This is a genomic window from Serratia sp. Nf2, assembly GCF_003028435.1.
Taxonomy (GTDB): Bacteria; Pseudomonadota; Gammaproteobacteria; order Enterobacterales; family Enterobacteriaceae; genus Serratia; species Serratia marcescens_L.
Genome location: NZ_PYTW01000001.1, coordinates 288,026 through 314,219, shown reverse-complemented (window position 1 = coordinate 314,219; position 26,194 = coordinate 288,026). Strand labels below are relative to the sequence as shown.

The 26,194-nt window shown below is 60.4% G+C and carries 27 protein-coding genes; 17 read left to right on the top strand and 10 right to left on the bottom strand.

The window, feature by feature from the left end; all coding sequences use genetic code 11:
- The first annotated feature begins 141 nt into the window (after positions 1-141).
- Together dacD and C9411_RS01435 are read left to right on the top strand one after the other, a co-directional pair.
- Complete coding sequence (dacD, locus tag C9411_RS01440) at positions 142-1,311, top strand: serine-type D-Ala-D-Ala carboxypeptidase DacD (RefSeq protein WP_107226294.1); 1,170 nt, start codon at positions 142-144, stop codon at positions 1,309-1,311.
- A 64-nt stretch (positions 1,312-1,375) separates the two neighbouring features.
- Entirely contained in the window at positions 1,376-2,281 is a 906-nt protein-coding gene (locus tag C9411_RS01435; RefSeq protein ID WP_107226293.1) for a LysR family transcriptional regulator, read from the top strand.
- An 88-nt stretch (positions 2,282-2,369) separates the two neighbouring features.
- Here C9411_RS01435 and C9411_RS01430 read toward each other — a convergent pair whose 3' ends face one another.
- Entirely contained in the window at positions 2,370-2,918 is a 549-nt protein-coding gene (locus tag C9411_RS01430; RefSeq protein ID WP_033648460.1) for an inclusion body family protein, read from the bottom strand.
- 454 nt (positions 2,919-3,372) lie between these two features.
- Positions 3,373-4,557 carry a peroxidase-related enzyme gene (locus C9411_RS01425; RefSeq protein WP_063990023.1) on the bottom strand — a complete coding sequence of 395 codons (1,185 nt, stop codon included), beginning with the start codon at positions 4,555-4,557 and terminating at the stop codon, positions 3,373-3,375.
- Positions 4,558-4,574: 17 nt separating this feature from the next.
- Between C9411_RS01425 and C9411_RS01420 the strand changes: the two genes are divergently transcribed.
- Entirely contained in the window at positions 4,575-4,832 is a 258-nt protein-coding gene (locus C9411_RS01420) for a hypothetical protein (protein WP_063990022.1), read from the top strand.
- 149 nt (positions 4,833-4,981) lie between these two features.
- On the opposite strand, the gene sapF is transcribed toward C9411_RS01420, so the two are convergent.
- Genes sapF through sapA form a run of 5 tightly spaced genes read right to left on the bottom strand, consistent with a single transcriptional unit; the run spans position 4,982 to position 10,276 of the window.
- Positions 4,982-5,794: a putrescine export ABC transporter ATP-binding protein SapF gene (sapF, locus tag C9411_RS01415; protein ID WP_033648455.1), complete on the bottom strand. Its 813-nt coding sequence runs from the start codon at positions 5,792-5,794 to the stop codon at positions 4,982-4,984.
- A 1-nt stretch (position 5,795) separates the two neighbouring features.
- The gene (gene sapD, locus C9411_RS01410) at positions 5,796-6,788 is read right to left on the bottom strand and encodes a putrescine export ABC transporter ATP-binding protein SapD (RefSeq protein ID WP_019452674.1); all 993 of its coding nucleotides are present in this window, start codon (positions 6,786-6,788) and stop codon (positions 5,796-5,798) included.
- Positions 6,788-7,678 (bottom strand): putrescine export ABC transporter permease SapC, encoded by an 891-nt coding sequence (gene sapC, locus C9411_RS01405; protein ID WP_004930580.1) that lies wholly within the window; start codon positions 7,676-7,678, stop codon positions 6,788-6,790. The genes sapD and sapC overlap by 1 nt, the downstream gene beginning before the upstream one ends.
- Positions 7,665-8,630 (bottom strand): putrescine export ABC transporter permease SapB, encoded by a 966-nt coding sequence (gene sapB, locus C9411_RS01400; RefSeq protein WP_004930575.1) that lies wholly within the window; start codon positions 8,628-8,630, stop codon positions 7,665-7,667. The genes sapC and sapB overlap by 14 nt, the downstream gene beginning before the upstream one ends.
- Positions 8,627-10,276, bottom strand: coding sequence for an ABC transporter substrate-binding protein SapA (gene sapA / locus C9411_RS01395; protein WP_107226292.1), 1,650 nt, complete (start codon positions 10,274-10,276; stop codon positions 8,627-8,629). Before sapA ends, sapB begins: the two co-directional genes overlap by 4 nt.
- A 204-nt stretch (positions 10,277-10,480) precedes the next feature.
- Between sapA and folE2 the strand changes: the two genes are divergently transcribed.
- The 5 genes from folE2 (at position 10,481) to C9411_RS01370 (ending at position 15,662) form a co-directional block, all read left to right on the top strand.
- Positions 10,481-11,407 (top strand): GTP cyclohydrolase FolE2, encoded by a 927-nt coding sequence (gene folE2 / locus C9411_RS01390; RefSeq protein WP_107226291.1) that lies wholly within the window; start codon positions 10,481-10,483, stop codon positions 11,405-11,407.
- Positions 11,397-11,957, top strand: coding sequence for a carbonate dehydratase (locus C9411_RS01385; protein ID WP_049202409.1), 561 nt, complete (start codon positions 11,397-11,399; stop codon positions 11,955-11,957). The genes folE2 and C9411_RS01385 overlap by 11 nt, the downstream gene beginning before the upstream one ends.
- Before the next feature lie 10 nt (positions 11,958-11,967).
- On the top strand, positions 11,968-13,155 hold the full coding sequence (gene zigA / locus C9411_RS01380) for a zinc metallochaperone GTPase ZigA (protein ID WP_107226290.1): 1,188 nt from the start codon (positions 11,968-11,970) through the stop codon (positions 13,153-13,155).
- Between the two features lie 386 nt (positions 13,156-13,541).
- Positions 13,542-14,501: an SDR family NAD(P)-dependent oxidoreductase gene (locus tag C9411_RS01375; RefSeq protein ID WP_107226581.1), complete on the top strand. Its 960-nt coding sequence runs from the start codon at positions 13,542-13,544 to the stop codon at positions 14,499-14,501.
- A 30-nt stretch (positions 14,502-14,531) separates the two neighbouring features.
- Positions 14,532-15,662, top strand: a complete 1,131-nt coding sequence (locus tag C9411_RS01370; RefSeq protein WP_107226289.1) for an MFS transporter — start codon at positions 14,532-14,534, stop codon at positions 15,660-15,662.
- Between the two features lie 157 nt (positions 15,663-15,819).
- Here the strand turns inward: C9411_RS01370 and pspF are convergent, their stop codons facing one another.
- On the bottom strand, positions 15,820-16,827 hold the full coding sequence (gene pspF, locus C9411_RS01365; RefSeq protein ID WP_063990015.1) for a phage shock protein operon transcriptional activator: 1,008 nt from the start codon (positions 16,825-16,827) through the stop codon (positions 15,820-15,822).
- A gap of 184 nt (positions 16,828-17,011) precedes the next feature.
- Here pspF and pspA point away from each other — a divergent pair, with 184 nt between their 5' ends.
- From pspA to tyrR, 7 genes are all read left to right on the top strand, one after another.
- On the top strand, positions 17,012-17,677 hold the full coding sequence (gene pspA / locus C9411_RS01360) for a phage shock protein PspA (RefSeq protein ID WP_025303000.1): 666 nt from the start codon (positions 17,012-17,014) through the stop codon (positions 17,675-17,677).
- A gap of 62 nt (positions 17,678-17,739) precedes the next feature.
- Positions 17,740-17,967, top strand: coding sequence for an envelope stress response membrane protein PspB (gene pspB / locus C9411_RS01355; RefSeq protein ID WP_004930553.1), 228 nt, complete (start codon positions 17,740-17,742; stop codon positions 17,965-17,967).
- Complete coding sequence (gene pspC / locus C9411_RS01350) at positions 17,967-18,326, top strand: envelope stress response membrane protein PspC (RefSeq protein WP_004930552.1); 360 nt, start codon at positions 17,967-17,969, stop codon at positions 18,324-18,326. The genes pspB and pspC overlap by 1 nt, the downstream gene beginning before the upstream one ends.
- 96 nt (positions 18,327-18,422) lie before the next feature.
- Positions 18,423-18,689 carry a phage shock protein PspD gene (gene pspD / locus C9411_RS01345; RefSeq protein ID WP_107226288.1) on the top strand — a complete coding sequence of 89 codons (267 nt, stop codon included), beginning with the start codon at positions 18,423-18,425 and terminating at the stop codon, positions 18,687-18,689.
- Positions 18,670-20,067 (top strand): YcjX family protein, encoded by a 1,398-nt coding sequence (locus C9411_RS01340; protein ID WP_107226287.1) that lies wholly within the window; start codon positions 18,670-18,672, stop codon positions 20,065-20,067. The genes pspD and C9411_RS01340 overlap by 20 nt, the downstream gene beginning before the upstream one ends.
- Entirely contained in the window at positions 20,064-21,125 is a 1,062-nt protein-coding gene (locus tag C9411_RS01335) for a YcjF family protein (RefSeq protein ID WP_107226286.1), read from the top strand. The genes C9411_RS01340 and C9411_RS01335 overlap by 4 nt, the downstream gene beginning before the upstream one ends.
- A 312-nt stretch (positions 21,126-21,437) precedes the next feature.
- Positions 21,438-23,009, top strand: coding sequence for a transcriptional regulator TyrR (tyrR, locus tag C9411_RS01330; RefSeq protein ID WP_063990012.1), 1,572 nt, complete (start codon positions 21,438-21,440; stop codon positions 23,007-23,009).
- Positions 23,010-23,066: 57 nt separating this feature from the next.
- On the opposite strand, the gene tpx is transcribed toward tyrR, so the two are convergent.
- The gene (gene tpx / locus C9411_RS01325; protein ID WP_063990011.1) at positions 23,067-23,570 is read right to left on the bottom strand and encodes a thiol peroxidase; all 504 of its coding nucleotides are present in this window, start codon (positions 23,568-23,570) and stop codon (positions 23,067-23,069) included.
- Positions 23,571-23,795: 225 nt separating this feature from the next.
- Between tpx and ycjG the strand changes: the two genes are divergently transcribed.
- Positions 23,796-24,770 carry an L-Ala-D/L-Glu epimerase gene (gene ycjG, locus C9411_RS01320; protein ID WP_063990010.1) on the top strand — a complete coding sequence of 325 codons (975 nt, stop codon included), beginning with the start codon at positions 23,796-23,798 and terminating at the stop codon, positions 24,768-24,770.
- 3 nt (positions 24,771-24,773) lie between these two features.
- Here ycjG and mpaA read toward each other — a convergent pair whose 3' ends face one another.
- Positions 24,774-25,481: a murein tripeptide amidase MpaA gene (gene mpaA / locus C9411_RS01315; RefSeq protein WP_063990009.1), complete on the bottom strand. Its 708-nt coding sequence runs from the start codon at positions 25,479-25,481 to the stop codon at positions 24,774-24,776.
- 206 nt (positions 25,482-25,687) lie between these two features.
- Between mpaA and C9411_RS01310 the strand changes: the two genes are divergently transcribed.
- On the top strand, positions 25,688-26,038 hold the full coding sequence (locus C9411_RS01310) for a hypothetical protein (RefSeq protein ID WP_063990008.1): 351 nt from the start codon (positions 25,688-25,690) through the stop codon (positions 26,036-26,038).
- Positions 26,039-26,194 lie beyond the last annotated feature (156 nt).

Here is a 26,194-nt window from a genome sequence, read left to right as displayed (position 1 = left end):
GCGAGCGGTGCCGTAAACAAATGGTTGCATAAAGACACCCGCTGCAAAAGAGTAATGGTTTCGTCTGAAAGTGAATTAATGCAGTCTATCTCGCGGATTATATTGGCATTTTATTCAGCCTGCGGGCCTGAGGAACACAGCGTGAAGCGTTCAGTATCAGTGGTAATCGGCGGCATATTGCTGCCTTTAGCGGCGCAGGCGGTGGAAACGACGCCCAATTTTCCTACCATGACCCCGCCGGCGATAGACGCCGCCTCTTACGTTTTGATGGATTACACCACCGGCCAGGTGTTGGCCGCCGGCAATGCCGACGAACGGCGCAATCCGGCCAGCCTGACCAAACTCATGACCGGGTTGGTGATCGACCACGCGCTCGACCAGCACAAGATTGGCCTCGACGATATCGTCACCGTGGGGAAAGACGCCTGGGCGCAGGGCAACCCGGTGTTCAAAGGCTCCTCTCTGATGTTCCTGAAACTAGGTGACAGGGTCACGGTGCGCGATCTCAGCCGCGGTATCATCATCGATTCCGGCAACGACGCCTGCGTGGCGATGGCGGACTATGTGGCGGGTAGCCAGGCCAACTTCGTCAAGCTGATGAACGAGAAGAGCGCGCAGCTGGGCCTGCAGAACACCCATTTCGAAACGGTACACGGGCTGGATGCGCCGGGGCAGTTCACCACCGCCGGCGATCTGGCGGTGATTGCGCGCGCCATCATCATGAGTGAACCGGCGGAATACCATATGTACAGCGAGAAGTCGTTGACCTGGAATGGTATCACGCAGCAGAACCGCAATGGCCTGCTGTGGGATAAGACGCTGCACGTCGATGGGCTGAAAACCGGGCACACCGCCTCGGCCGGCTTCAACATCATCGCCTCCGCCACCGAAGGGGATCGCCGCCTGATCGCCGTGGTGATGGGCGGCAAAAGTGCCAAAGGGCGTGAGGAGCAGGCGCGTAAGCTGTTGACTTGGGGGCTGCGCGACTTTACCACCGTACACCTGTTCAGCGCCGGCCAGAGCCTGGGGGAAGAGCCGGTCTGGTACGGCGAGGATCACCGGTTACCGGTCGGTAGCGCGCAAGAGCAGGCGCTCAGCCTGCCGAAAAACGAAGCGGACAAGCTGAAGGCGCAGTACGTGATCAATGCCGCGCGGCTGGAAGCGCCGATTGGCAAAGGGCAGACCGTTGGCGAGATCCGCATCAGCGACAATGGCCAGGTGGTGAAAACCCTGCCGCTGGTAGCGCTGCAGGCGGTGCCGCAGGGCGGCGTGTTCTCGCGCTTGGTGGATTACGTGAAGCTGAAGCTCTGACTCGCCGGGCGGGCGACGGCGCCCGGTGGTATACTGGTGCGAATGCCGATCATTGAGCCGCGCTATGGATATTAAACAACTGATTTATTTGTGTAATTTAGAACGAGAACGCCACTTCGGCCGGGCGGCGGAGGCCAGCTTTGTTAGCCAGCCGACGCTATCCATGCGATTGAAAAATCTGGAAAAAGAGCTGGGCGTATCGCTGATTAACCGCGGCAACCATTTCGGCGGTTTTACCGCCGAAGGCGAGCGGGTGCTGGCGTGGGCGCGTGAGATCGTCTCGGTTTACCAAGGGCTGAAGCTGGAGGTGGAGTCGCTCAAGCACGGCTTGCACGGCACGCTGCGCCTTGGCGTGGTGCCGCAGTGCAGTATTTCGGTATCGGAAATGCTCAAGGCGGTCAGCGAGCGTTACCCGCATCTCGATTACCGGCTGGCGGTGCTGAGCGCCGATCAGCTGCTGGAGGCGCTGACGGCGCATACCGTCGACATCGGCATCGGCTTTTTCGAGCTGTCGACCTTAAAGGAGCTGCATTTCCAATCGCAACCGCTGGTGGAAACCGGCGTCGAGCTGGTATTTCATCCGCAACACTTCCCGAAGCTGGTGGGCGATACGCCAATGCCGCTGGAAGCGGTGGCCGCTTTGCCGCTGTGCCTCGCCGAGCCGACGCGTTATTTTCGCCGCTATCTCGATCAACACTTCCGCGACGCCGGGTTGACGCTGCACACACGGCTGGAGACCGCCTCGATCTTCCAACTGCTGGAGGGGGTTTTCGTCGGCCTGGGCTGTGGGCTGTTCCCGCGCGGCCAGCTGCAATCGCCGCTGATGCCGGCGTTGCAGCGCCGTCCGGTAGCTATCGGCGCCATGCCGCGGCATGCAGCGGTAGTGGTCGATATGGCGGAGCGCGCCACGCCGTTGGCGCAAAAATTCTTTGACGCCGCCAGCGAGTGGCTGCGTCGGCGAAATGAATAGAGACGTTTAAGTTTACCCGATGTTTCCGCAATGATTATGGCCCCGCGGGGCCATAATCATTCGTTGTCTAACGGTCGACGGAATAAGGTTAATTGCTGATGGTAATGGTCGGATCCCAATAGAAATAACCCAGTAATTTTTGATCGCCGCCGTTTGGCCGATAATAAAGGCCAAATTGGATGCAATAATTTTCCGTGCCGGTATTGCTGATGTCCGCCTGTATGAACCAATAGGTTTGGTTGGTGAAGGTGACGGGGAACACGGTATTTTGCGCCGGCATCATCGAACTGCGGGTGTACATTTTGAAGGTCGGGTTGGAAAAGACCTGGGTACCGCTGCCGAACTGCGGCAGCCCGTAGATCAGCACACTGGCGTCGAAATTGGCGGATTCTGAGGTGCCAGTCCAGCGAATGACGTCGCCGACATTGGCTTTAAAGTTCAGGTCTGCCGTGCCGGAGCCGCCGATCACCTGATCGGAGGTGACGACCATATAGGCGTATTGATGGCCAATACCTGTTGGGTTGCCGGAGTCCTGACTGGGGTTGTTATTCTCGAATGCTTCTATCAGGGCATCGGTATCGATGACGACAATCACGTTAACGATACTGTTGCTGGATTTAAGTTCTTGCTCAGACATACGGTTACCTCACAATATTTTTTGCTGTGATGGAAAATAAAAAATAATGGGGTTGACGGCGAACGTTTATTTTTTGTGAATATTTTAAATGGGCAATCACAACGTCGCTATCGGCTTAATCATAGAAACTAAATAGCAAGGCGACCACTGTTGAAAAGTTAGAGGTGTTAATGTGTTTTCCTATTAATTAGCAGGGTTAAAACCTTGTTTTACTGCTTCTGCGATGAGAATGGTTACATAATTGAGCGATGGCGCAATCTGCCTATTGCGTTGTTTGCAGACATAATTTTGACGATCCGTTATTTTCGCGGGTGGCAGAATAAAATGAATCATAATTCTAATAAATTTTGATTTTTCGGATTTTTAGTTTACGGGTTCATCTTTTGGTGAAGTTTTTAGCCAAAATAGAAGAGGGTGAGTTAACGGCGAAGTTAACCGTTAACTCAGTGAGAGGTTACAGCGCCGGCAGTGTCGGTTCCGCATCGCCCAACGTTTGGCGCAGGCGATTTTCCCAGGCGTAGAGTGCGGCGGTGAGGATCACTTCCAGCGCCTGCGCCTGATTCAGGCCGCTGTTGAACAACGGCTGCACGCTCTGCGGGGTAAATTTCTCCGGTGCGCGCGTCAGCTCTGCGGCGGTGTGGATCACCGCGCGTTTGACGGCATCCTTGGTCAATGCCAGCCCCTGAGCCAGCCCGGTGAACAGCGCCTGGGCCAGCTCGTCGTCCTGTAGCTCTTGCGCCACCGTAGCCGCGCAGTAGCGGCTGCCGTTGATGCGCGAGACCACCAGGGTCGCCAGTGCTTTCAGGCGGCTCGATAACCCATACCCTTCGGCATTGATGCCGTTGAACACCCCGTTGCGCTCGCGCAGTGCGGCGGCATCGTGCGCCAGCAGCAGATAGTAAGATTCGGCGCGCGCCTGCGGGTGGCTCTGATCCAGCACGTCAAGCTGTTCGGCGGCGGCGGCTTCCGTGTCGATTGTCGGCAGACGCGCAGTCCAGCTCAACTCTTCGGCACTGAAAGCGACGCCATCGGCGTCTTCGACGTTCGGGAAACCGGGCACCACCACCGCCGGTCGGCCGGCCAACGCCGCGATGCCCGCCACCACGCGCGCTTGGTAGCTGACAAAACCGATGATTTGCGAAAAGGTGACGATATCCGCTGGGCTCAGCCCGACGTCGACAAGCTGTTGCAGCGCCTTGCGGCAAATCAGCGTGGGTTGGCTGGCAAGCTGGCGGGCATATTGGGTGATCTGGGCGAGACGGATATTGCTTTCCCGGGAGGCGTCCGGGCTGTGCAGCGGGGCGAGGCGGGCGGCGTAGTGGCTACAGAGGGACTGCACGCCCGTTACCTGAGCGACGGTCAGCGCGGTGCTGAGGCGATCGTAGGGTGACAATGTCACGTGTCGTGATAGCGACACCTGGTCGGGAAACAGGGCGTGGTAACCGGCCAGCGAGGCGTTAAATACCCCGGCGCGGGCGATGAGCGCACTGTTTAACGCTTCATCGGCGAAGGCGCCCAGCCCCAGCAGAAAACGATCGCGCAGGGTAGCCGCCTGCGGCTCCAGCGGCGCATCGCCACGCACGCTGCTTTGGGTTTCGTGATACCACTGGGCATTATGTTGTCGACGGAGTCGTTCCATAGGGTCAATCCTTAATCATGATCAACAACCACCGCTGCGTGCGGCAGCGGCGGCTGGACAAAGAGGCAACATGCCCGCAAGCGGGGCGAAAGGCGGATTTAGCGCAGCTCATCGCAGTACAGCGCGTGGCCGTAAACAGAGAAACCGGCGGCCAGCGTGAGCAGAAACTGCGTGAGGCGGCGATGGCGAAGGCTGTTCATCAGTGCGATATCCTGTCGTATGAGAGGCTCAACGTAGGGGATATCCTCACCGATCGCCCAGGCGAGATAAAATAATGTTACGGACTAATCAATAACTGAAAGGAATAAAATATAAGGATATATAACAAGAATGTAATTTGTATGTGCGCTTTCTTGCTAAACGGCAGGCGTGTACGGCAATAAAAAACCCGCCGCAGCGGGTTTGTTGCAGGCCAGGACGTGGATCAAAAACGGCCGCCGTCGCGTCGCCAGGCGTCGGCGGTCAGCGCCTCACCGAAGTGGCTGGCGATAAGGCGCTTGGTCAATTCGTGCAGCGGCGCCGCCAATACCTCGGCGGTGCTGCCGCGTTCGACGATTTCCCCTTCGTGCATCACCAGCACCTGGTCGCTGATATGCTTCATCATGCCGAGGTGCTGAGTGACGTAGATATAGGAAATACCGTGTTTTTCCTGCAGCTCCAGCATCAGGTTGATGATTTGCGAGCGCATTGACATGTCCAGCGAGGCCAGCGCCTCATCGGCGACGATCACCTTCGGCTGCAGGATCAGCGCACGCGCCAGCGCGACGCGCTGTTTTTGCCCGGAAGCCAGCATGTGCGGATAGTAGTAGGCGTGATCCGGCAGCATGCCGACCTGACGCAGCGTCTGGTTGATGCGCTGTTCGCGCTCGGCGGGCTCCAGACTGGTGTTCAGCCGCAGCGGCGCGTCCAACAGTTGGCCGATGCGCTGGCGTGGGTTGAGCGAGGTGCTCGGATCCTGAAAAATCATGCGAATGCGCTGGCTGCGATAGCGATAATCGCCGAATTCCAGCGGATGATCGTCGATCAGCAGTTCGCCGGCGGTCGGTTCCACCATGCCGGAGAGCATCTTCGCCAGCGTGGATTTGCCGGAGCCGTTCTCGCCGATCACTGCCAGCGTCTGGCCTTCGCGCAGGGTAAAGCTGACCGACTTCACCGCCTCGACGTGCTGGCGGCGGAACAGCCCGGTGCGGTAGCGGTAGGTTTTGCTCAGGTTGCGCACTTCCAACAGCGTTTCCATGTTATTGCTCCTCCATGTTCAGCGGGAAGTGGCAGGCGAAGAAGTGGTTTTTGACCGGGCGCAGGCGCGGCGTTTCGATGCACTTCTTCTGCGCGTAAGGGCAGCGCGGCCCCAGGCGGCAACCGATCGGCAGGTGTTCCAACGAAGGAATGGCGCCCGGCAGCGTGTTCAACCGGCTCTTGTGCGGCAGCGAGCGGCCGAAGTCCGGCATGGCGCGGATCAGCGCCTGGGTGTAAGGGTGGTGCGGCGCCGCCAGCAGCTCTTCGCACTGGGCGCTTTCCACCGTTTGCCCGCAGTACAGTACGTTCACCCGGTCGGCCCATTTGCTCATCATCTGCAAATCGTGGCTGATCAGCAGGATGGTGGTGTTGTTGTTCTGATTGAGGCGCGCCAGCAGGCGGAAAATCTGCGCCTGGGTGGTCGGCTCCATGGCGTTGGTTGGTTCATCGGCGATCAGCAGGCGCGGTTGGTTGGCCAGCGCGATGGCGATCATCACCTTCTGGCACTCGCCCTCGGTCAACTCGTACGGGAAGCTGCCCATGATGTCGTCGTGATCCTTGATACCGACGCGGTGCAGCAGTTCGATGGCGCGGCGTTTGCGCCAGTTGAAGCGCTGCCACCAGCGGCCCTTGTAGGTCCAGCCCGGGATCGCCTGCGCCAGCTGGCGGCCGATACTCTCGGAAGGATCGAGACAGGACTGCGGCTCCTGGAAAATCATCGAAACGTTGTGGCCCACCAGCCTGCGCCGCTCGCGCGGGCTCAGTTGCAGCAGATCGATGTCGTCGAAGCGGAAACGGTCGGCGGTGACGCGCCAGTTGTCTTTGGTTACGCCGCAGATGGCTTTGGCGATCAGGCTCTTGCCGGAGCCCGATTCGCCCACCAGGCCGCGCACCTCGCCCTCGGTCAGCGTCATGCTGACGCGATCGACCGCCTTGACCGGCCCTTCGGCGGTCATAAATTCAATCGTCAGATTGCGGATATCGAGTAACGGCATTATTCCACCCCGGCATTGATTGCGCGGCGCATACCGTCGCCTAACAGGTTAACCAGCAGCACGCTGACGAGGATGGCCGCGCCGGGCAGCATCACCGTCCAGGGTGCGACGTACACCAGCTCGAGCGAATCGCCGAGCATCGCTCCCCATTCCGGCGAAGGCAGCTGCGCGCCGAGATCGAGAAAGCCGAGCGCGGCGATGTCCAAAATGGCCATCGACAGCGCGCGGGTGAACTCGGTCACCAGCACGGCGGCGATGTTCGGCATGACGGCGTACCACAGGATCTGCAGCGTGGAAGCGCCATCGAGCCGCGCCGCCACCACGTACTCTTTCTCCAGCTCGTCGTGCACCGCGCTGTAGATGGTGCGGACCATGCGCGGCAGCAAGGCGAGCCACACTGCCAGCATGGCGTGTTCAAGTTTGGGGCCGATAAACGCCACCACCACGATCGCCAGCAGCAGCGACGGAATGGACAGCAGGGTATCGAGGATGTGGTTGAGCACCGCCGAACGCAGCCCGTGAGTGACGCCGGCGAACACGCCGAGGATCACCCCGCAGAACGCTGCGGCCAGCGTCACCGCCAGCGCCGAGCCGAAGGTGGCGGCAGTGCCGGTCAACAGGCGGCTGAGGATGTCGCGCCCGAGATCGTCGGTGCCGAGAAAGAACGACACGTTGCCGTAGCGCGACCAGGACGGCGGCAGCAGCTGATAACCGAGGAACTGCTGATCCAGCGCGTAGGGCGCCAGCAGGCTGCCGAACAGCGACAGCAGCAGCAGGGCGATCACGCCGTAAAAACCGATCATCGCCAGCGCGTCGCCGTAGAAAATCCGCCAGGTGTAGCGCAGCGGGCTCGGCATCTTTTTCTCGCGGTATACGTTATCGAAGGGCATACCATTCCTTATGTTTCAGCGGGTTGGTTGCCGCACCCAGAATGTCGGCCAGGACGTTAATGGTAATCACCAGCGTGCCGACCACCATGACGCCGGCGGAGATCGCCGCATAATCCTGCTGGCGAATGGCGTTGATCAGCCACCGGCCGAGGCCCGGCCAGCTGAACACCACTTCGGTGATCATCGCCAGCGTGAGCATGGTGGAGAACTGCAGCCCCAGTTTGGGCACGATCGGCGGCAGCGCATTGTGCAACACGTGGCGGCGAATGATGGTGAAGCGCGACAGGCCGCGGGTGGCGGCGGCCTTGATGTAGTTTTGGCTCAGCACGTCGTCGGTGCTGATGCGCATCAGGCGCACCACTTCGGTGGTGGGCGCCACCGCCAGCGCGGCGATCGGCAGGATCATGTGGCGCAGGGCGCTGCCGATCATTTCGGCGCGGTATGGCGAGTCCGACAGCCAGGCGTCAATCAGCGCGAAACCGGTGATCGGCTTCACCTGATACAGCAGGTCGAAACGGCCGGAAACCGGCAGCCAGCCCAGGTGTAGCGAGAAGAACAGCATCAGCAGCAGCGCCAGCCAGAACACCGGCATCGAAAAGCCCAATAGCGCGAAGGTGCTGATGGCGGTGTCCTGCCATTTGCCGCGCAGCACGCCGGCGATGATGCCCAGCGGAATGCCGATAAACAGCGCCAGAGCAAAGGCCAGCAGGCACAGTTCCATGGTGGCCGGGAACACTTCGCGCAGCTGTTCGCTGATCGCCTGGCCGTTGATGCTGGAGACGCCGAAGTCCCAGTGCAGCAGGCTGACAAAGTAGAACTGATAGGCGTCCAGCAGGGCGGCGCCGTTCAGCGGCGCACGCGGCGTGAAATAGCTCAGGCTGAAGCTGACCAGCGTCAGGAAGAACAGCGTGATCAGCAGCAGCAGAATGCGGCGCAGGGTAAAGATAATCACTTATTCACCTCCGGCGCGGATTCACGGTACACCCCGGCGAACGAGGCGTTGCCGAACGGGCTCAGCACCAATCCCTTGATGTCGTAGCGGTAGGCCTGCAGCCGCAGGGAAGAGGCCAGCGGCAGCACCGGCAGTTGCTGCTCGAGGATCTTCTGCGCCTTGCGGTAGCTGTCGATGCGTTGAGATAGCTGCTGCGACAACAGTGCGTTCTGCAGCACCTCGTCGAAGCCCGGGTCACACCAGTGAGCATAGTTGGTTTGCGAACGGATTGCCGCGCAGCTCAGCAGCGGCCGGAAGAAGCTGTCCGGGTCGTTGCTGTCGGTGGCCCAGCCGGTCAGGGTCAGATCGTGGTTCATCTCCATCAGGCGCGCCTCCTGGAAGCGGCCCTCTACCGGAACGATGGTGACGTTGATGCCTACCTGGCCGAGATCGGCCTGGATCAGCTCGGCGGTCTTCAGAGGGCTCGGGTTGTAAGACTGCGAGGCGGTCGGCACCCACAGCTTCAGGTTCAGATGGCCGACGCCGGCCTGCCGCAGCATCTCGCGCGATTTGGCCGGATCGTACTCGGTGACGTGCGCGTCGTTGTCATAGGCCCAGGAGGCGCGCGGCAAGATCGAGGCGGCGGTTTCCGCCGTGCCGTAATAGATCGACTGCATCAACCGCTGGTTGTTGATCGCCAGAGAGATCGCCTGGCGCACGTTGAGGTTGTCGAGCGGCGGTTTGCGGGTGTTGAACGCCAGATAGGCGATGTTCATCCCCGGGCGCAGCGTCAGGCGCAGGCGCGGATCGTCGCGCAGGATAGACAGCTGGCTCGCCGCCGGATAGGCCAGCACGTCGCACTCGCCGGTCAGCAGCTTGGAGAGGCGACCGGTGCCGCCGGCGCCCAGATCGATCACCACCTGCGGCATGCGCGGCAGGCCTTTCCAGTAGGCGGCGTTGCGCGCCAGGCGAATATATTGCCCCGAGCGGTATTCGTTGAGCAGGAACGGGCCGCTGCCGACCGGCTCTCGGTCAATCAGCTCCTGATGGCCTTCGCGCGTCAGCGTGTCGGCGTATTCGGCGGACAGCACCGGCGCGTAATGCGTTGCCAGATGCCACAGGAACGAGGCGTCCGGCGACTGCAGGCGAATCTCCACCGTGTAGTCGTCGAGCTTTCTCACGCTCTGCACCGAATCGCCGAACTGCAGGCTGTCGAAATAGGGGTATTCGCCGCCGTTGACGTCGTGATACGGGTGTTTTTGGTCAAATACGCGCGCGAAGCTGAACACCACGTCGTCGGCGTTCATCTTGCGGGTGGGGCTGAACCAGGCGGTGGTCTGGAACGGCACGTCCTTGCGCAGATGGAAGCGGTAGGTGGCGCCGTTGTCCAACACTTCCCAGCTTTGCGCCAGCTCGGGGATCAGCCGGTAGGTGTAGGGATCGACGTCCAGCAGGCGATCGTACAGCTGGGCGGCCAGGGTATCCACCGTCAGGCCGCTGCTGGCCATTTGCGGGTTGAAGGTATTCAGTATGCCGCTGACGCAATAGACAAAGCCGCTCTGGCGAATGTCCGGCAGCGGCGCCGCGGCGGGCGCGGGCGGTGTGGTTGCGGCCAGGGCGGAACCGGTAAAGCACAACGACACTATCCAAAGGGGTAAACCACGCATAGAGGCTCATGGGTTAATCAGCAATAGCGTTAGTGTATCGCACTCTGACCGACAGCCCAATCCATTGAACAAAATCGCTGAGTTTTCTGCGACTTGATTAATCAGGTCGCCCAACGGCGTGAAAAAAATTTTATTTGATATGTTATAACATAACAAAATCATGTTACCGTTCCTCGGCAAAGTCACAATAACGCAAGGGGATGTATGAACGAAGTTGCACTTCCACCACGTCGTTCGCTGCCGGACGCTCAGGCATGGCGCGGCGAAATGAGTGATGTCGGGCTCGATTGGGTCGGGATGCAAGGGATCGCACTGCCGCTGGAGTTGGCCGGCAAGCCACTGATGGCCAAAGTCGACGCCGGCATCAACCTGCGCGCCGAAGCGTCGGGCGAACGCGGCATTCACATGTCGCGGCTGTATCTGGCGCTGGACGAATTGACGCAGGGCGAGCTGACGCCGCAGCGCATCGGCCGAACGCTGCAAGCCTTTCTGGATTCGCAGCCGGAACACAGCGATCGCGCCAGCCTGGCGATCAGTGGCGAGCTGCTGCTGTCGCGCCCGGCTTTACTGTCGCCGCAGCGTGGCTGGAAGGCTTACCCGCTGCGCATCGAGGCGACCCTGACGAACACGCTGACGCTGGCGTTGACCGTCGGCGTACCTTACTCCTCTACCTGCCCGAGTTCGGCGGCGCTCAGCCGTCAGTTGGCGCAGCAACAGTTTCAGTTTGATTTCGAACAGGCGGCGGAGCGGGTCAGCCAACGCCAGGTGAGCGAGTGGCTGTTGGAGCAGGGAATGCCGGCCACCCCTCACAGCCAACGCAGCTGGGCCTGGGTCACCGTGACGCCCGAGAATGAACGGGCGTTCGAACCGGTGAAATTGGTCGACCGCATCGAACACGCGCTGGGCACGCCGGTACAAACGCTGGTGAAACGCCGCGACGAGCAGGCCTTCGCGCTGGCCAACGGACAGAACCTGATGTTTTGCGAAGACGCGGCGCGCCGTCTGTATCGCATGCTGCGCAGCCAGTGCGATTATCGCGCCTTTTCACTGCGCGTCGAGCATCAGGAGAGCCTGCATGCCCACAATGCGGTGGCGGAGCTGAGCTGGCGGGGAGAAAATCATGCTGCGTAAAAATCCCAGCGGCCATCTGCCGCAGGTCTCGCCGCTGGCCTACATCGACCCCACCGCCATTATTTGCGGCCGGGTGATCGTCGAAGATTTCGTCTACGTCGGCCCTTATGCGGTGATCCGCGCCGACGAATTGAACGCCGCCGGCGACATGGAGCCGATTGTCATCGGCTCGCACTCCAATATTCAGGACGGCGTGGTGATCCACTCCAAGAGCGGGGCGGCGGTCACCATTGGCCGTTACAGTTCGATCGCCCATCGCGCCATCGTCCACGGCCCGTGTCGCATCGACGATCGGGTGTTTATCGGTTTCAACAGCGTGCTGTTCAACTGCCACATCCAGTCCGGCTGCGTGGTGCGTTACAACGCGGTGGTGGACGGCGTGACGCTGCCGGAAAATCGCTATATCCCCTCGACCGAGCGCGTAGGGCCGGACAGCGACCTGTCGCGCTATTCCCAGGTCGATCGCGGCGCGCTGCAGTTTTCGGAAGAAGTGGCCGCCACCAACGTCGAACTGGTGCGCGGTTACCAGGCATTACGCAATGAATTTTAATGAGGCTCCCATGAAACAACTTCCCGTGACCGTGCTTTCCGGCTTTCTCGGCGCCGGCAAAACCACGGTGCTGAACCACATCCTGAACAACCGGCAGGGCATGCGCGTGGCGGTGATCGTCAACGACATGAGCGAAGTCAACATCGACGCCGCATTGGTTGAAAATGCAGTGCATCTCGATCGCCAGGAAGAGAAGCTGGTTGAGATGAGCAACGGCTGCATTTGCTGCACGCTGCGCGAAGACCTGCTGGTTTCGGTGCGTGAACTGGCGCAGGACGGGCGTTTCGATTACCTGCTGATCGAATCGAGCGGCATCTCCGAGCCGTTGCCGGTGGCGGAAACCTTTACCTTTGAGGACGAAAAGGGCGAAAGCCTGTCGCAGTTCGCCCGGCTGGATACCCTGGTGACGGTGGTCGACGGGGTGAATTTCATCCAGCAGTACCAGCAGGCACAAAGCCTGCAGGAGGCCGGCCAAAGCCTGGGCGAGGACGATCTGCGCAGCGTGGCGGATCTATTGATTGAGCAAATTGAATTCTGCGACGTGATCCTGGTCAGCAAGACCGATCTGTTGACGCCAGCCCAGCAGGGCGAAGTGATGGCGCTGCTGGCCAGCCTGAACCCCGATGCCCGCATAGTGCCGATCGCGCCGGGCAAACTGCCGCTGGAAGCGGTGCTGAATACCGGCAGCTTCAGCTTTGAAAAGGCGCAGCAGGCGCCCGGCTGGCTGAAAGAGCTGCGCGGCGAACACGTGCCGGAAACGGAAAACTACGGCATCAGCAGCTTCGTCTATCAGGCGCGGCGGCCGTTTGCGCCGGACAAATTTTACCGCGTGATTAACGGCGACTGGGGCGGCGGTAAGCTGCTGCGCTCGAAAGGCTTTTTCTGGCTGGCGACGCGGCCGCGGCAGGCCGGGCAGTGGAGCCAGGCCGGCGGCATCGCCCATTACGGTCTCGCGGGCACCTTTTGGCGCGCTATCCCGCAAGACAATTGGCCGCAGGATCCCGAAGCGCGGGCGCATATTCAGGAAAAATGGGTAGAGCCGTTCGGCGACATGCGACAGGAGCTGGTGTTTATCGGACAGCATCTGCAGCAGGCGACGATCGCACGTTTGCTGGACGACTGCCTACTGAGCGACGATGAAATGGCCGCCGGCGTGGACTATTGGCTGGACATGGCAGACCCGTTCCCTGAGTGGTAATTGCGCAATCTTCGTGTGGAAATGAGAAAAATTCTCAACAAAGTGCTTTACAGACGATACTGATAACTATTATCATCGCCTGGCAGTTCACGGAAGGCCACAGTTTGCGGCTCTGATGTGGAAGGCACGACATTGCTCACATTGCTTCCAGTGTTTTTTAAGCCAGCTCGGGTGCTGGCTTTTTTTTTGCCTGTCTAAGACCGGAAATCTCGCTTGGCGAGCCGCCATGATCCACTTCTCTTCTCTTTGCGCCGCGTAACCTGGACGATCTCGACAGAAGTTCGGGGTTTCATGCATTCACAGTCACGTGACGGAATTTCATACTTCTTCTCATCGACGCGCTGGCTGCGTTTGGCCGGTCACTGTTAACCGTGAGGAGAATGCCTGTGATTACCCAACAAACCCCCATCAAGTCAGGATTTGGGCCCAAAACGACCGCCGACGAGGTGCTCGCAGGCCTGGATCTGTCAGGCTCGCAGGCCATCGTCACCGGTGGTCATTCAGGTCTCGGTCTGGAGACGACGCTGGCGCTGGCCGGTGCCGGCGCACGTGTCATCGTTGCTTGCCGGGCACCGGCGGCAGCCAAAGAGGTGTTAGGACAGAGCGCCGGCGTCGAGATCGCCGAACTCGATCTCGCCGATTTGAACAGCGTGCGCCGCTTCGCCGCTGACTTTTCCGCATCGAGCCTACGGGCGGATATTGTCATCAACAACGCCGGAGTGATGGCATGCCTGGAGGCGCGGGTGGGGCAAGGTTGGGAAAGACAGTTCGCCACCAACCACCTCGGCCACTATGCGCTGACCAACTTGCTGTGGCCGGCCATTGCCGATGGAGGGCGGGTGGTCACCGTCTCCTCCGCCGGGCATCACCATTCGGCGATCCGTTGGGAAGATGTGCAGTTCGAACGCGGTTACGACAAGTGGCTGGCGTACGGTCAGTCGAAGACGGCGAATGCCCTGTTCGCCGTCAGGTTGGATCTTCTGGGCCGCTCGCGGGGGATCCGCGCATTTAGCCTTCACCCTGGCAGTATCGCCACGCCGCTGCAACGGCACATATCGAGAGCAGAGATGATAGCCCTGGGCTGGATGGACGAAGACGGCAATCCGGCCGATCCCGACGCTCTTAAAACGCCTCAGCAGGGGGCCGCTACTCAGGTGTGGGCCGCCACTTCACCGCAATTGCAAGGTTTGGGGGGCCTTTACTGTGAGGATGGCGATATTGCCGGCATCGCCGCGCACGACAGCCAGGCGCTGGTCGGCGTGAAGGAATACGCGATCGACCCGGAACAGGCGCAGCGTTTGTGGGCGCTTTCGGCATCGCTGACCGGCATTGATGCTTTCGCCTGACCAGGCCGCTAATCGGATAAGGGGGCGATCATGATGTCGATGATGAAAGAAAAAAACTTGGCGATATCCAGCATGTTTTTCATGCTGGGGCTGTGTTTCGGTAGTTTGAGCTCAAGGATGGCGACGATCAAAGGAGGGCTTGCGTTGTCTGACGGCGTATTCGGCAGCGTACTGTTCGCCATGTCGGCCGGGGTGGTCTTGTCTCTGCCGATATCGGGATGGGCGATCGCCAAACTTGGCAGCAGGGTGGTCGGCGTCGCGGCCATTCTGATCAACGCCATGCTTTTGCTTCTGGTGCCCTTCGCCGCGACGGTCCCTCAACTGGCGGCATTGCTGTTTTTCTCCGGGTTCGCTTATAGCGCGGTCAATGTCTCGAACAATATGCAGGCCAGCATCGCCGAGGCGGTCAGCGGTAAAACCAGGTTGCCCTTTTTTCACGGCATATGGGGCGTGGCCGGGTTTGTCGGCGCAGGGATCGGGGCATTAATGATCGGCCGGGATGTCGCCTTGCCGCTGCACTTTGTGGGAATAGCGGCGGTGGCGTTGATATCCGCCTTGCTGTGCCGGCGTGCGTTGTTCGACAAACCGGAGCTGGAACAGACCGGGCGTGCTTTTGCCATTCCTGACCGATCGTTGTTCAACTATGGCCTGATCGTTTTCTGCTCGATGGCTTGTGAGGGCATCATGTACGACTGGAGCGTCGTTTATTTTCAGGATGTCGTCTCGGTCGATCGAAAATACATCGGACTGGGTTTTACGGTATTTATGGCTGCCATGACCATCGGCCGGCTCATGTTGAACCGGTTCGTTGATCGGATAGGAGTGAGAAGAACGTTGCAGTGGGGCGGGATGCTGGCGTTCATCGGCATGACGCTAACGACCTGGTTACCGGGGTTGGTGACATCGATAATCGGTTTTTTCCTGGTCGGCCTGGGCATTTGCGCCATAATTCCGCTGGTTGCGGGGGCGGCTGCAAGGTCTTCTTCCATGGCACCAAGCGCCGCCATCGCGGCGGTGCTGACCATCGGCTTTCTGGGCACGCTGATCGGGCCGCCGTTAATCGGGTTCTTATCCGAAACTTTCGGTCTGCGTTATGCCTTTCTGGTCTGCGTCGCGTTGTCGCTCGGCGTCATTTACCGGGCAGGAAAAATACCGCAGTGATCTTGCAAGAAGGTGATTCATCGGCGGGACATCCCCGCGCAGTGAAGTGACCGTCGGGAAAGACCGACATCTCCAGGCGGCCGTTCTCAGGCCACATCTCTCAACCTGGGGTTAATAGCTGACGGCCGGGAAAGACCGGCACCCCATCTTCACGTTGTTATTCCTCGTCCGCTTCGCCGTTTTGCAGCAGCGCATGCTTTTTCAGCATACCGCGCAGCTGGTGATAGGTGAGCCCCAGCAGCTGCGCCGCCTTGCGCTGATTGAACCGCCCCTGCTGCAGCGCCGCTTCGATTAATGCCTTCTCCTGCTCCAACTGCCAGTGTTTCAAATCCAGCGGCAGCGGCGGTAACGCGCCGGCGTCTTCAGGAACGGGCGCGACCGGCGCGGCCTCGCGTGGCGCAAACGGGTTGATGACGATCTCATCCAGCGGGCTGTCGCTGTCGCCGTGGCGATAGACGGAACGCTCCACCACGTTTTTCAGTTCACGCACGTTGCCCGGCCAGCCATACTCGAGCAACGTTTGCCTGGCGCGTTCGGTAAAGCCGGGAAACAGCGGCAGCGCCAGCTCGCGGCACATTTGAATGGCGAAATGCTCGGCCAACAGCATGATATCGGGCCGCCGTTGGCGCAGCGGCGGCAGTTGCACCACGTCGAACGCCAGCCGATCCAGCAGATCGGCGCGGAATTTGCCCGCCGCCGCCAGCGCCGGCAGATCGTCGTTGGTGGCGCACACCAGGCGAACATCCACCCGCAGTGGCTGACTGCCGCCCACGCGCTCCAACTGGCCGTATTCGATCACCCGCAGCAATTTCTCCTGCACCAGCATCGGCGCGGTCGCCAGCTCATCGAGGAACAGCGTACCGCCGTCGGCGCGCTCGAAACGCCCCAGATGGCGCTTTTGGGCGCCGGTAAAGGCGCCGGCCTCGTGGCCGAACAGTTCGGAGTCCAGCAGGTTTTCATTCAGCGCCGCGCAGTTAAGCGAGATGAACGGCCCTTGCCAGCGGTTGGAGAGGTAGTGCAGACGGTGCGCGATCAGCTCCTTGCCGGTGCCGCGCTCGCCGATCACCAGCACCGGCTTGTTCAGCTTGGCGACCTGGGAGACTTGCTCCAAGACTTCGACAAAGGCGTTTGCCTCGCCCAACAAATTCTCTGGCTGCTCGTTCATGATGAAATTCGCCAATGTTTGGTTAAAATAATCACTCTACAGCAAGCATGCAGAGAGTCAAAAAATAATATTTGTTATTTTTCAGTAAGATAAAAGTTGGCACGGGTTTTGATTATATCTTTGGGCAAGCTGTACGACTTAACGCGGCGCTTCAGACGCCATCAGAACCAAGAGGAAGTGAATTATGGGTATTTTTTCTCGTTTTGCCGACATCGTGAACGCCAACATCAACACCCTGCTGGACAAGGCGGAAGATCCGCAGAAGCTGGTGCGCTTGATGATCCAAGAGATGGAAGACACGCTGGTTGAAGTTCGCTCTACGTCGGCGCGCGCGCTGGCGGAGAAAAAGCAGCTGCTGCGTCGCATCGAGCAGGGTGAAAACCAGGTAAGTGACTGGCAGGAAAAAGCCGAACTGGCGCTGCGCAAAGATAAAGAAGACTTGGCCCGTGCGGCGCTGATCGAAAAACAAAAGGTGGCCGATCTGATCGCCACGCTGACGCAGGAAGTGGCGACCGTGGAAGAAACGCTGGCGCGCATGAAGAGCGAAATCGGCGAGCTGGAAAACAAGCTGACCGAAACCCGCGCGCGGCAGCAGGCGCTGGCGCTGCGTCATCAGGCCGCGTCTTCTTCCCGTGACGTGCGCCGCCAGCTCGACAGCGGCAAGCTGGATGAGGCGATGGCGCGTTTCGAACAGTTCGAGCGCCGTATCGACCACATGGAAGCCGAAGCGGAAAGCATCAGCATCGGTAAAAAGAAGTCGCTGGACCAAGAGTTTGCCGAGCTGAAGGCCGACGACGCCATCAGTGAGCAACTGGCGGCGCTGAAGGCTAAGATGAACCGCTCCGAGTAAGGCGAACCGCGGCCACACGCGGAGGTGGCCGCCAATTCAGGACCCGATAAGAAGGAATAACAATGAGTGCTTTATTACTTGCCATTCCGCTGACAATTTTCGTGCTGTTTGTCGCGCCGATTTGGCTTTGGCTGCATTACAGCAATCGGCAACAGACCGGCATCCAGCTGAGTCAGCAAGAAATGCAGCGCCTGGCGCAGCTGGCGGAAGACGCCAAACGCATGCGTGAACGCATTCAGGCGCTGGAAGAGATCCTCGATGCGGAACACCCGAACTGGAGACAGTCCTGATGAGCACGACGCTGGGCAGTAAAAAGCTTTATCGCGTTCCCGAAGAAGGCATGGTGAAAGGCGTCTGCGCCGGTTTGGCCCACTATTTCGACGTGCCGGTACGCCTGATCCGCGTGATGGTGGTGCTGTCGCTGTTCTTCGGGCTGTTCTTCTTCACGCTGGTGGCCTATATCGCGCTGGTGTTCGTGTTGGACGAAGCGCCGGCCAGCCGCTTCGAAGGCGAGCATCAGAAGACGCCGCGCCAGCTGCTCGATCAGCTGGAGTATGAGCTGGGCAGCGGCGAGCAGCAGCTGCGTCAGGTCGAGCGCTACGTGACGTCCGATACCTTCGGCGTACAGAGCCGTTTCCGCAAGCTGTAACCCTTCTTGCGAGACCCGGCCTGGGCAGGCCGGGCATCTTCGCCGCCGTAATCCCGTGAATGTAACCTTAATCGTCTTGTGCCGGAGGGCATTGTCATGAATAAAATCGATGTCGCGAACACCGCCAGAACGGGTGGATTTAAACGAGGAGCGGCGGCAATGTTGAAGACATTGGCTAAAGTCATCATCATAGCGTTATTGAATTATGGCCCGGCGGGCGCCGCCGGCTGGCTGTTGAAGACCATCGGCCGCAAACCGGTGCGCTTCGTGCTGGCGCTGGTGCTGGAACCGCTGTTCCGTAAAGGCCTGAACAAGGCATTCGGGCGTTACGTCAAGGAGAGCAATGAAACGACTGCAAAATGAGTTAACCTCGCTGGTCAACCGCGGAATGGATCGCCATCTGCGCCTGGCGGTGACCGGCCTGAGCCGCAGCGGCAAAACCGCCTTTATCACCGCCTTCGTCAACCAACTGCTGCATGTGCACAGCGGCGCGCGTATGCCGCTGTTTTCACCGGTGCGCGAAGAGCGCCTGCTGGGCGTCAAACGCATCCCGCAGCGCGATCTCGGCATCCAGCGTTTCACCTATGACGAAGGGCTGGCGCAGTTGTACGGCACGCCGCCGGCCTGGCCGACGCCGACGCGCGGCGTCAGCGAAATCCGTCTGGCGCTGCGTTACCGTTCCAATGACTCGCTGCTGCGCCATTTCAAAGACACTTCCACGCTGTACCTGGAGATCGTCGATTATCCCGGTGAATGGTTGCTGGATCTGCCGATGCTCGAGCAGGATTACCTGGCCTGGTCGCGCCAGATGACCGGGCTGCTGCAGGGCGAACGCGCCGAATGGGCCAAGCCCTGGCTTGAGCTGTGCAAGGCCTGCGATCCGCTGGCCCCGGCCGATGAAAACCGCCTGGCGGCGATCGCCCAGGCTTACACCGATTATCTGCTGCGCTGTAAAAGCGAAGGGCTGCACTTCATTCAGCCGGGGCGTTTCGTGCTGCCGGGCGATATGGCCGGCGCGCCGGCGCTGCAGTTTTTCCCGTGGCCCGACGTGGCCACGATCGGCGAATCGAAGCTGGCGCAGGCCGACAAACACAGCAACATCGGCATGTTGCGCGCTCGCTTCAACTACTACTGCCAGTCGATCGTCAAAAACTTCTACAAAGAACATTTCGTCCGTTTCGATCGGCAAATCGTGCTGGTCGACTGCCTGCAGCCGCTCAACAGCGGCCCGCAGGCATTCAACGACATGCGTCTGGCGCTGACCCAGCTGATGCAGAGCTTCCATTACGGCAAACGCACGCTGTTTCGCCGCTTGTTTTCGCCGACCATCGACAAACTGATGTTCGCCGCCACCAAGGCGGACCATATCACCGCCGATCAGCACGCCAATCTGGTGTCCTTGCTGCAACAGCTGGTACAGGAGGCGTGGCAAAACGCGGCGTTCGAGGGCATCAGCATGGATTGCGTCGGCCTGGCCTCGGTGCAGGCGACCGAGAGCGGCATCGTCGATCATCAGGGGCAACGCATTCCGGCGTTGAAGGGCAACCGCCTGAGCGACGGCGCACCGCTGACGGTGTTCCCCGGCGAAGTGCCCGCCCGCCTGCCGGGGCCGGCGTTCTGGCAGAGCCAGGGGTTCCACTTCGATGAGTTTCGTCCGCGCGCCATGAGCGTGGACAGCCCGTTGCCGCACATCCGTCTGGATGCGGTGATGGAGTTTTTACTGGGAGACAAATTGCGATGAGCGAGCCGATCAAACCGCGTATCGATTTTGACGAACCGCTGCAACCGCCGCAGGAACCGGCGTTGCGCGCCGGCGTCGCTTTCGATGCCGAGCAGGCGGAAAGCTTTTTCCCGGCGGCGCCGGAGCTGCAGCAGGAAGAGGAAGAAGGGCGCGCCGAAGGCATCATCAACGCCGCGCTGAAACCTAAACGCAGCCTGTGGCGCAAAATGGTCAGCGCCGGCCTGGCGCTGTTCGGCGTCAGCGTGGTGGCGCAGGGCGTGCAGTGGGTGCATACCGCCTGGGTGCAGCAGGACTGGATCGCCATGGGCGGCGGCGTGGCCGGCGGCCTTATCGTGTTCGCCGGCGTCGGTTCGGTGGTCACCGAGTGGCGGCGTTTGTATCGGTTGCGCCAGCGCGCAGAAGAGCGCGACGTGGCGCGCGAGCTGTTGCACAGCCACGGGCTGGGGCAAGGGCGCGAATTCTGCGAGAAGCTGGCGCGCCAGGCCGGGCTGGATCAGGGGCATCCTGCGCTGCAGCGTTGGCAGGCCTCGTTGCATGAAACGCAAAACGATCGTGAAGTGGTGGAGCTGTACGCCAAACTGGTGCAGCCGGTGCTCGACAACCAGGCGCGGCGCGAAATCAGCCGCTCCGCCGCCGAATCGACGCTGATGATCGCCGTCAGCCCGTTGGCGCTGGTGGATATGGCGTTCATCGCCTGGCGCAACATCCGTTTGATCAACCGCATCGCCGCGCTGTACGGCATTGAACTGGGCTACTTCAGCCGCATTCGTCTGTTCCGACTGGTGCTGTTGAACATCGCTTTCGCCGGCGCTTCCGAGCTGGTGCGCGAAGTGGGCATGGACTGGATGTCGCAGGATCTGGCGGCGCGGCTGTCGGCGCGCGCGGCGCAGGGCATCGGCGCCGGGTTGTTGACCGCGAGGCTGGGCATCAAGGCGATGGAACTGTGCCGCCCGCTGCCGTGGCTGGAAGGGGAAAAACCGAAGCTTGGCGATTTCCGCAGCCAGCTGATCGGCCAGTTGAAAGACACGCTGAAAAAGAGCGACGGCAAAGCCAAATAACCCCCACGACGGCGCTATCAGGGCGCCGTTTTCTCAACGGCGCCAACGCCGGACGTAATCGAGACTTGACGAAAGTCGATCCCCCTGTGAGTGCGTGATAAATCTCTGCAAAATTAATTCTGGTTGTGATAACTCTCTGTTTGTAGGCTAAAATGACGCCGATGCTGTTATCCGCTTGCGTTTAAAATCAGCAACCACGGCAATAAATCGGAGTTCTGTCAACTTTTGCTGACAGACTGCTTCTACCGCCCGGTGCGAGGGAGTATCATCATCGTCAACGATCCCGCACCTGCAGAGATAAGGCCAACACTGATGCGTTTGGAAGTATTTTGCGAAGACCGCCTCGGTCTCACTCGAGAATTACTCGATCTTTTGGTATCGCGCAGCATTGACTTGCGTGGCATCGAAATCGATCCCATCGGCCGCATTTACCTCAATTTCTCCCAGCTGGATTTCGATACTTTCCGCGCGCTGATGGCGGAGATACGCCGCATCGCCGGCGTGACCGATGTGCGCACCGTCAGCTTTATGCCTTCCGAACGCGAGCATCGCGCGCTGCGTGCGCTGCTGGAATCGATGCCGGAACCGGTGTTCTCTATCGATATGAAGGGCAAGGTCGAGCTGGCCAACCCGGCGGCGCAGGCGCTGTTCAGCCTGAACGAAGACAAGATCCGAAACCAGACCGCCGGGGCGCTGATCGGCGGCTATAACTTCAGCCGTTGGCTGGAGAGCGAGCATACGGCGCCGCATTCCGAGCGGGTGGTGATCCGCAGCCAGGACTTCCTGATGGACATCACGCCTATCTACCTGGAAGACGAACAGCAGCAGCCGGCCGCGGTCGGCGCGGTGGTGATGCTGAAGTCCACCGCACGCATGGGCCGCCAGCTGCAAAATCTGTCGGTGAACGACGATACTGAATTCGACCACATCGTCGCGGTGAGCGCCAAGATGCGTCACGTGCTGGAGCAGGCGCGCAAGTTGGCGATGCTCGATGCGCCGCTGCTGATCGTCGGCGATACCGGTACCGGCAAGGATATTCTGGCCCGCGCCTGCCATTTGCGCAGCCCGCGCGGCAAACAGCCGTTCCTGGCGCTGAACTGCGCCGCACTGCCGGATGACGTGGTGGAGAGCGAACTGTTCGGCCATGCGCCGGGCGCTTATCCCAACGCGCTGGAAGGCAAGAAGGGCTTCTTCGAGCAGGCTAACGGCGGCTCGGTGCTGCTGGATGAGATCGGTGAAATGTCGCCGCGCATGCAGACCAAACTGCTGCGTTTCCTCAACGACGGCACCTTCCGCCGCGTTGGCGAAGAACATGAGGTGCACGTCGACGTGCGCGTGATCTGCGCTACCCAGAAAAACCTCACCGAGCTGGTGCAGCGCGGCGAATTCCGCGAAGATCTCTATTATCGCCTCAACGTGCTGACCATCACCATCCCGCCATTGCGCGAGCGTCCGCAGGACATCATGCCGCTGACCGAGCTGTTCGTGGCGCGCTTCGCCGATGAACAGGGCGTGGCGCGGCCCAAGCTGGCGAACGATCTGGGCGGTTTCCTCAGCAAATATGGCTGGCCGGGCAACGTACGCCAACTGAAAAACGCCATCTACCGCGCGTTGACGCAAACCGAAGGCTACGAGCTGCGGCCGCAGGATATCGTATTGCCGGAGTTCGAGGTGGAGATGTCGTTGGGCGACGAGGTGCTGGACGGCTCGCTGGACGACATCAGCAAGCGTTTCGAGCGCTCGGTGCTGACGCGCCTGTATCGCACCTATCCCAGCACCCGCAAGCTGGCGAAGCGACTGGGCGTTTCCCATACTGCCATCGCCAACAAGCTGCGCGAGTATGGCCTGAGCAGCCGTAAAGGCGGCGCTGAGGGCGAGGAATAAGAAAGGCGCCGTGCGGCGCCTTTAATGGGTATCCAAAGCCGGCGAACGCCGGCTTTGTTATTTCAGCGCAGCCAGCGCCGCGTCGTAGTCCGGCTCGGTGGTGATTTCGTTCACCAGCTCGCTGTACAGCACGTTATCCTGGCCATCCAGCACCACGACCGCACGCGCGGTCAGGCCTGCCAACGGGCCTTCGGCGATTTCGACGCCGTACGCCTGCTTGAATTCGGTGCCGCGCAGGGTGGACAGGGTAACCACGTTGCTCAGGCCTTCCGCGCCGCAGAAGCGAGACTGCGCGAACGGCAGATCGGCGGAGATGCACAGCACCACGGTGTTATCCAGGCCGCTGGCCAGCTGGTTGAATTTACGCACCGAAGTCGCGCAGACGCCGGTATCGATGCTAGGGAAGATGTTCAGGACTTTGCGTTTACCCGCGAAGCTGCTCAGCGCCACGTCTGACAGGTCTTTGGCAACCAGTGAGAAGGCCTTGGCCTGTTCGCCCTGCTGTGGCAGCTTGCCCGCTACGCTGACCGGATTGCCTTGAAAATGTACTGTCTGAGTCATTGCTAGATTCCTTTTACAGGTGTTTATACAAAGGGTATGAACCTGATGAAACGGTGCGCCGGTAACGGCATTTAACATCAGGTTCACACCCTGGCGCCAGTTTATGACAACCGGGGCGGATTGGATATCAAAGTTTGCTAAATAGTTGTATATATTAGGCTGTTCTATAAAACATCACCGGCGCATCAGCCTGGCTGAATGCGCAGTTTTCGCTCAGGAGCCGTTATGAGAGACATGCGTTTTTACCCGGAAGCCTGGCCGCTGCATACCGCCTTCGTGATTGCGCGCGGCAGCCGCACCGAAGCCCGGGTGGTGGTGGTCGAAATCGAACAGCAGGACGTGCGCGGCATCGGTGAATGCACGCCGTACCCGCGCTACGGCGAGAGCGAGGAATCGGTGATGGCACAGCTGGCAGAGATGGCGCCGGCGATCGCACAAGGCATGACCCGCGAACAGCTGCGGGTGCAGATGCCGGCGGGCGCCGCCCGCAACGCGCTGGATTCGGCGCTGTGGGATCTGGAGTGCCGCCTGCACGGGCAGAGCCTGTGGCAGCGCAGCGGCGTGACGGCCCCGGCGCATATCCGTATGGCGCAGACCGTCAGCATCGGCACGCCGGAAGCGATGGCCTTCGCCGCGCGTGAACTGGAGCAGCAGGGCGCCACGCTGCTGAAGATCAAACTCGACGATCACTATATCAGCGAACGATTGGTGGCGATCCGCGCTGCGGTGCCGCAGGCGACGCTGATTGTCGACGCCAATGAGTCCTGGCAGGCAGAAGGGCTGGCGGCGCGCTGTCAGTTGCTGGCCGATCTTGGCGTGGCGATGCTGGAGCAGCCGCTGCCGGCCGGTGACGACGCCGCGCTGGAGCACTTTATTCATCCGCTGCCGATCTGCGCCGATGAGAGCTGCCACACCCGCGCCGATCTGCCGCGGTTGGCGCAGCGCTATCAGATGGTCAATATCAAACTGGACAAAACCGGCGGCTTGACCGAGGCGTTGGCGCTGGCGCAGGCCGCGCGCGAACAAGGATTCGCTATCATGCTCGGCTGCATGTTGTGCACGTCGCGGGCGATATCTGCCGCCTTGCCGCTGGCGCCGGCGGCCCGCTTCGTCGATCTGGACGGCCCAACCTGGCTGGCGCGGGACGTCGAACCGGGCCTGGCGTTCGAATGCGGGGCGATCGTCGATATCGCCCCGTAGGGATTAATTCGGGTAGGTCAGCAGCTCGGTCATCGCGTCGATGTAGCGCTCGCTGGCGGCATCGGCGGAGATCGGCGGGAATTCGGCGGTGATGCACGGCAGCGACAGATCCGCGCACCAGCTGCCGAACGAACCGGGCGTTTCATAACCGACGCTGGTCACCAGCGGCAGCTCGAACTTATGCGCCAGCCAAACGCCGAGTCGCGAGCTGGCGGGATCTTCGATGCAGGCCAGCGGCTCATGGAACGACACCACCCAGTGCGGCTTCAGGCGATGGATCAGGTGACACAGCGCCTGAGTTTCCGGTTCGGAACCGGGGCGCCCGCCGGTGGAAAGCTTGACGTCGCGCACCGGCGCCGCGCTGTTCCAGCGGTAGACGGTGTCGCCGGAGCGCCAGTTGGCGGCCGGGAAGTTGCGGTTCAGATCGACGCCGTTGGCATTGGCGCGCAGCCCCAGCTGGCAGCCGTCGGGGTTGACCGCCAGCACCACGTGGTGACGCAGTTGCTCGGGCGCAATGCTGCGCAGCGCGCAGGACAGGGTCACGATGGCGGCGCTCTCATCGCCGTGGGTGCCGGCGATGATAAGCCCAGTCTCCGGGCCGCTGACCGCCGCCGGGAAATAGAGCAGCGGCGCGCCCAGCAGCGAGCTGCCGTAATTCTCTCCTGCGACGGCCAACTGGCCACGTTCACTGCGCGGTCGATGTTCGGTCATGGTGTTGTCCCTGAGTAAAAGGCCGAGAGTCATTGTCATTTTATTCAGTGTATTACGCTTTGAGGCATCTTTCCCATCGCAATTGTGCGGCGTTTGCGCGATCTGTGACGCGGCGGCGGCGAAAACGCCAATTAAACCGCACCTGGCCTGACGCTGTTGTTATACTAACGGCAGTGCTAAGCCAATCACCCGCAAGAGGATTTAACATGCCAGTAGCCAGAATCATCGCCAGCTATAGCGAAAATGAAAATGATACCATCACGCTGCTGTGCGGCGTGGACGCTGAAAACCAGATCCGCCAGGGGGAGTGGTTCGGCGTGGTGAAAAACGACGACGGGCGCGGGGACGAATCGAACTATCCGTTCACCCTGCATATCGATTACCAGAAAGATGTCTTCTACCTTGATTACGGCTACGACGACGCCGACGCGCGTCAGCTGCAAAAAACCGATATTTCGGCCCGTCCGCTGGCTGAGAAAGGCTTTTTCACCGTGTTCGATGAAGAAGAGGGCGAAGAGTTCAGCTACCGCATCGACAGCATCCACCTGTACGACTGACGGTCGCTGCTGCAAACACCGCCCGTGCCGCCCTGCGCCGCACGGGTTTTTTTATCGCCTGAATCGCACTTTTTGCAACTTCTCGGCCGTGAGCGCTAGGCCGGACGGATCTTGTGCTATATGATAAAAAATTCAGATGGTTAACGGGGGAACATC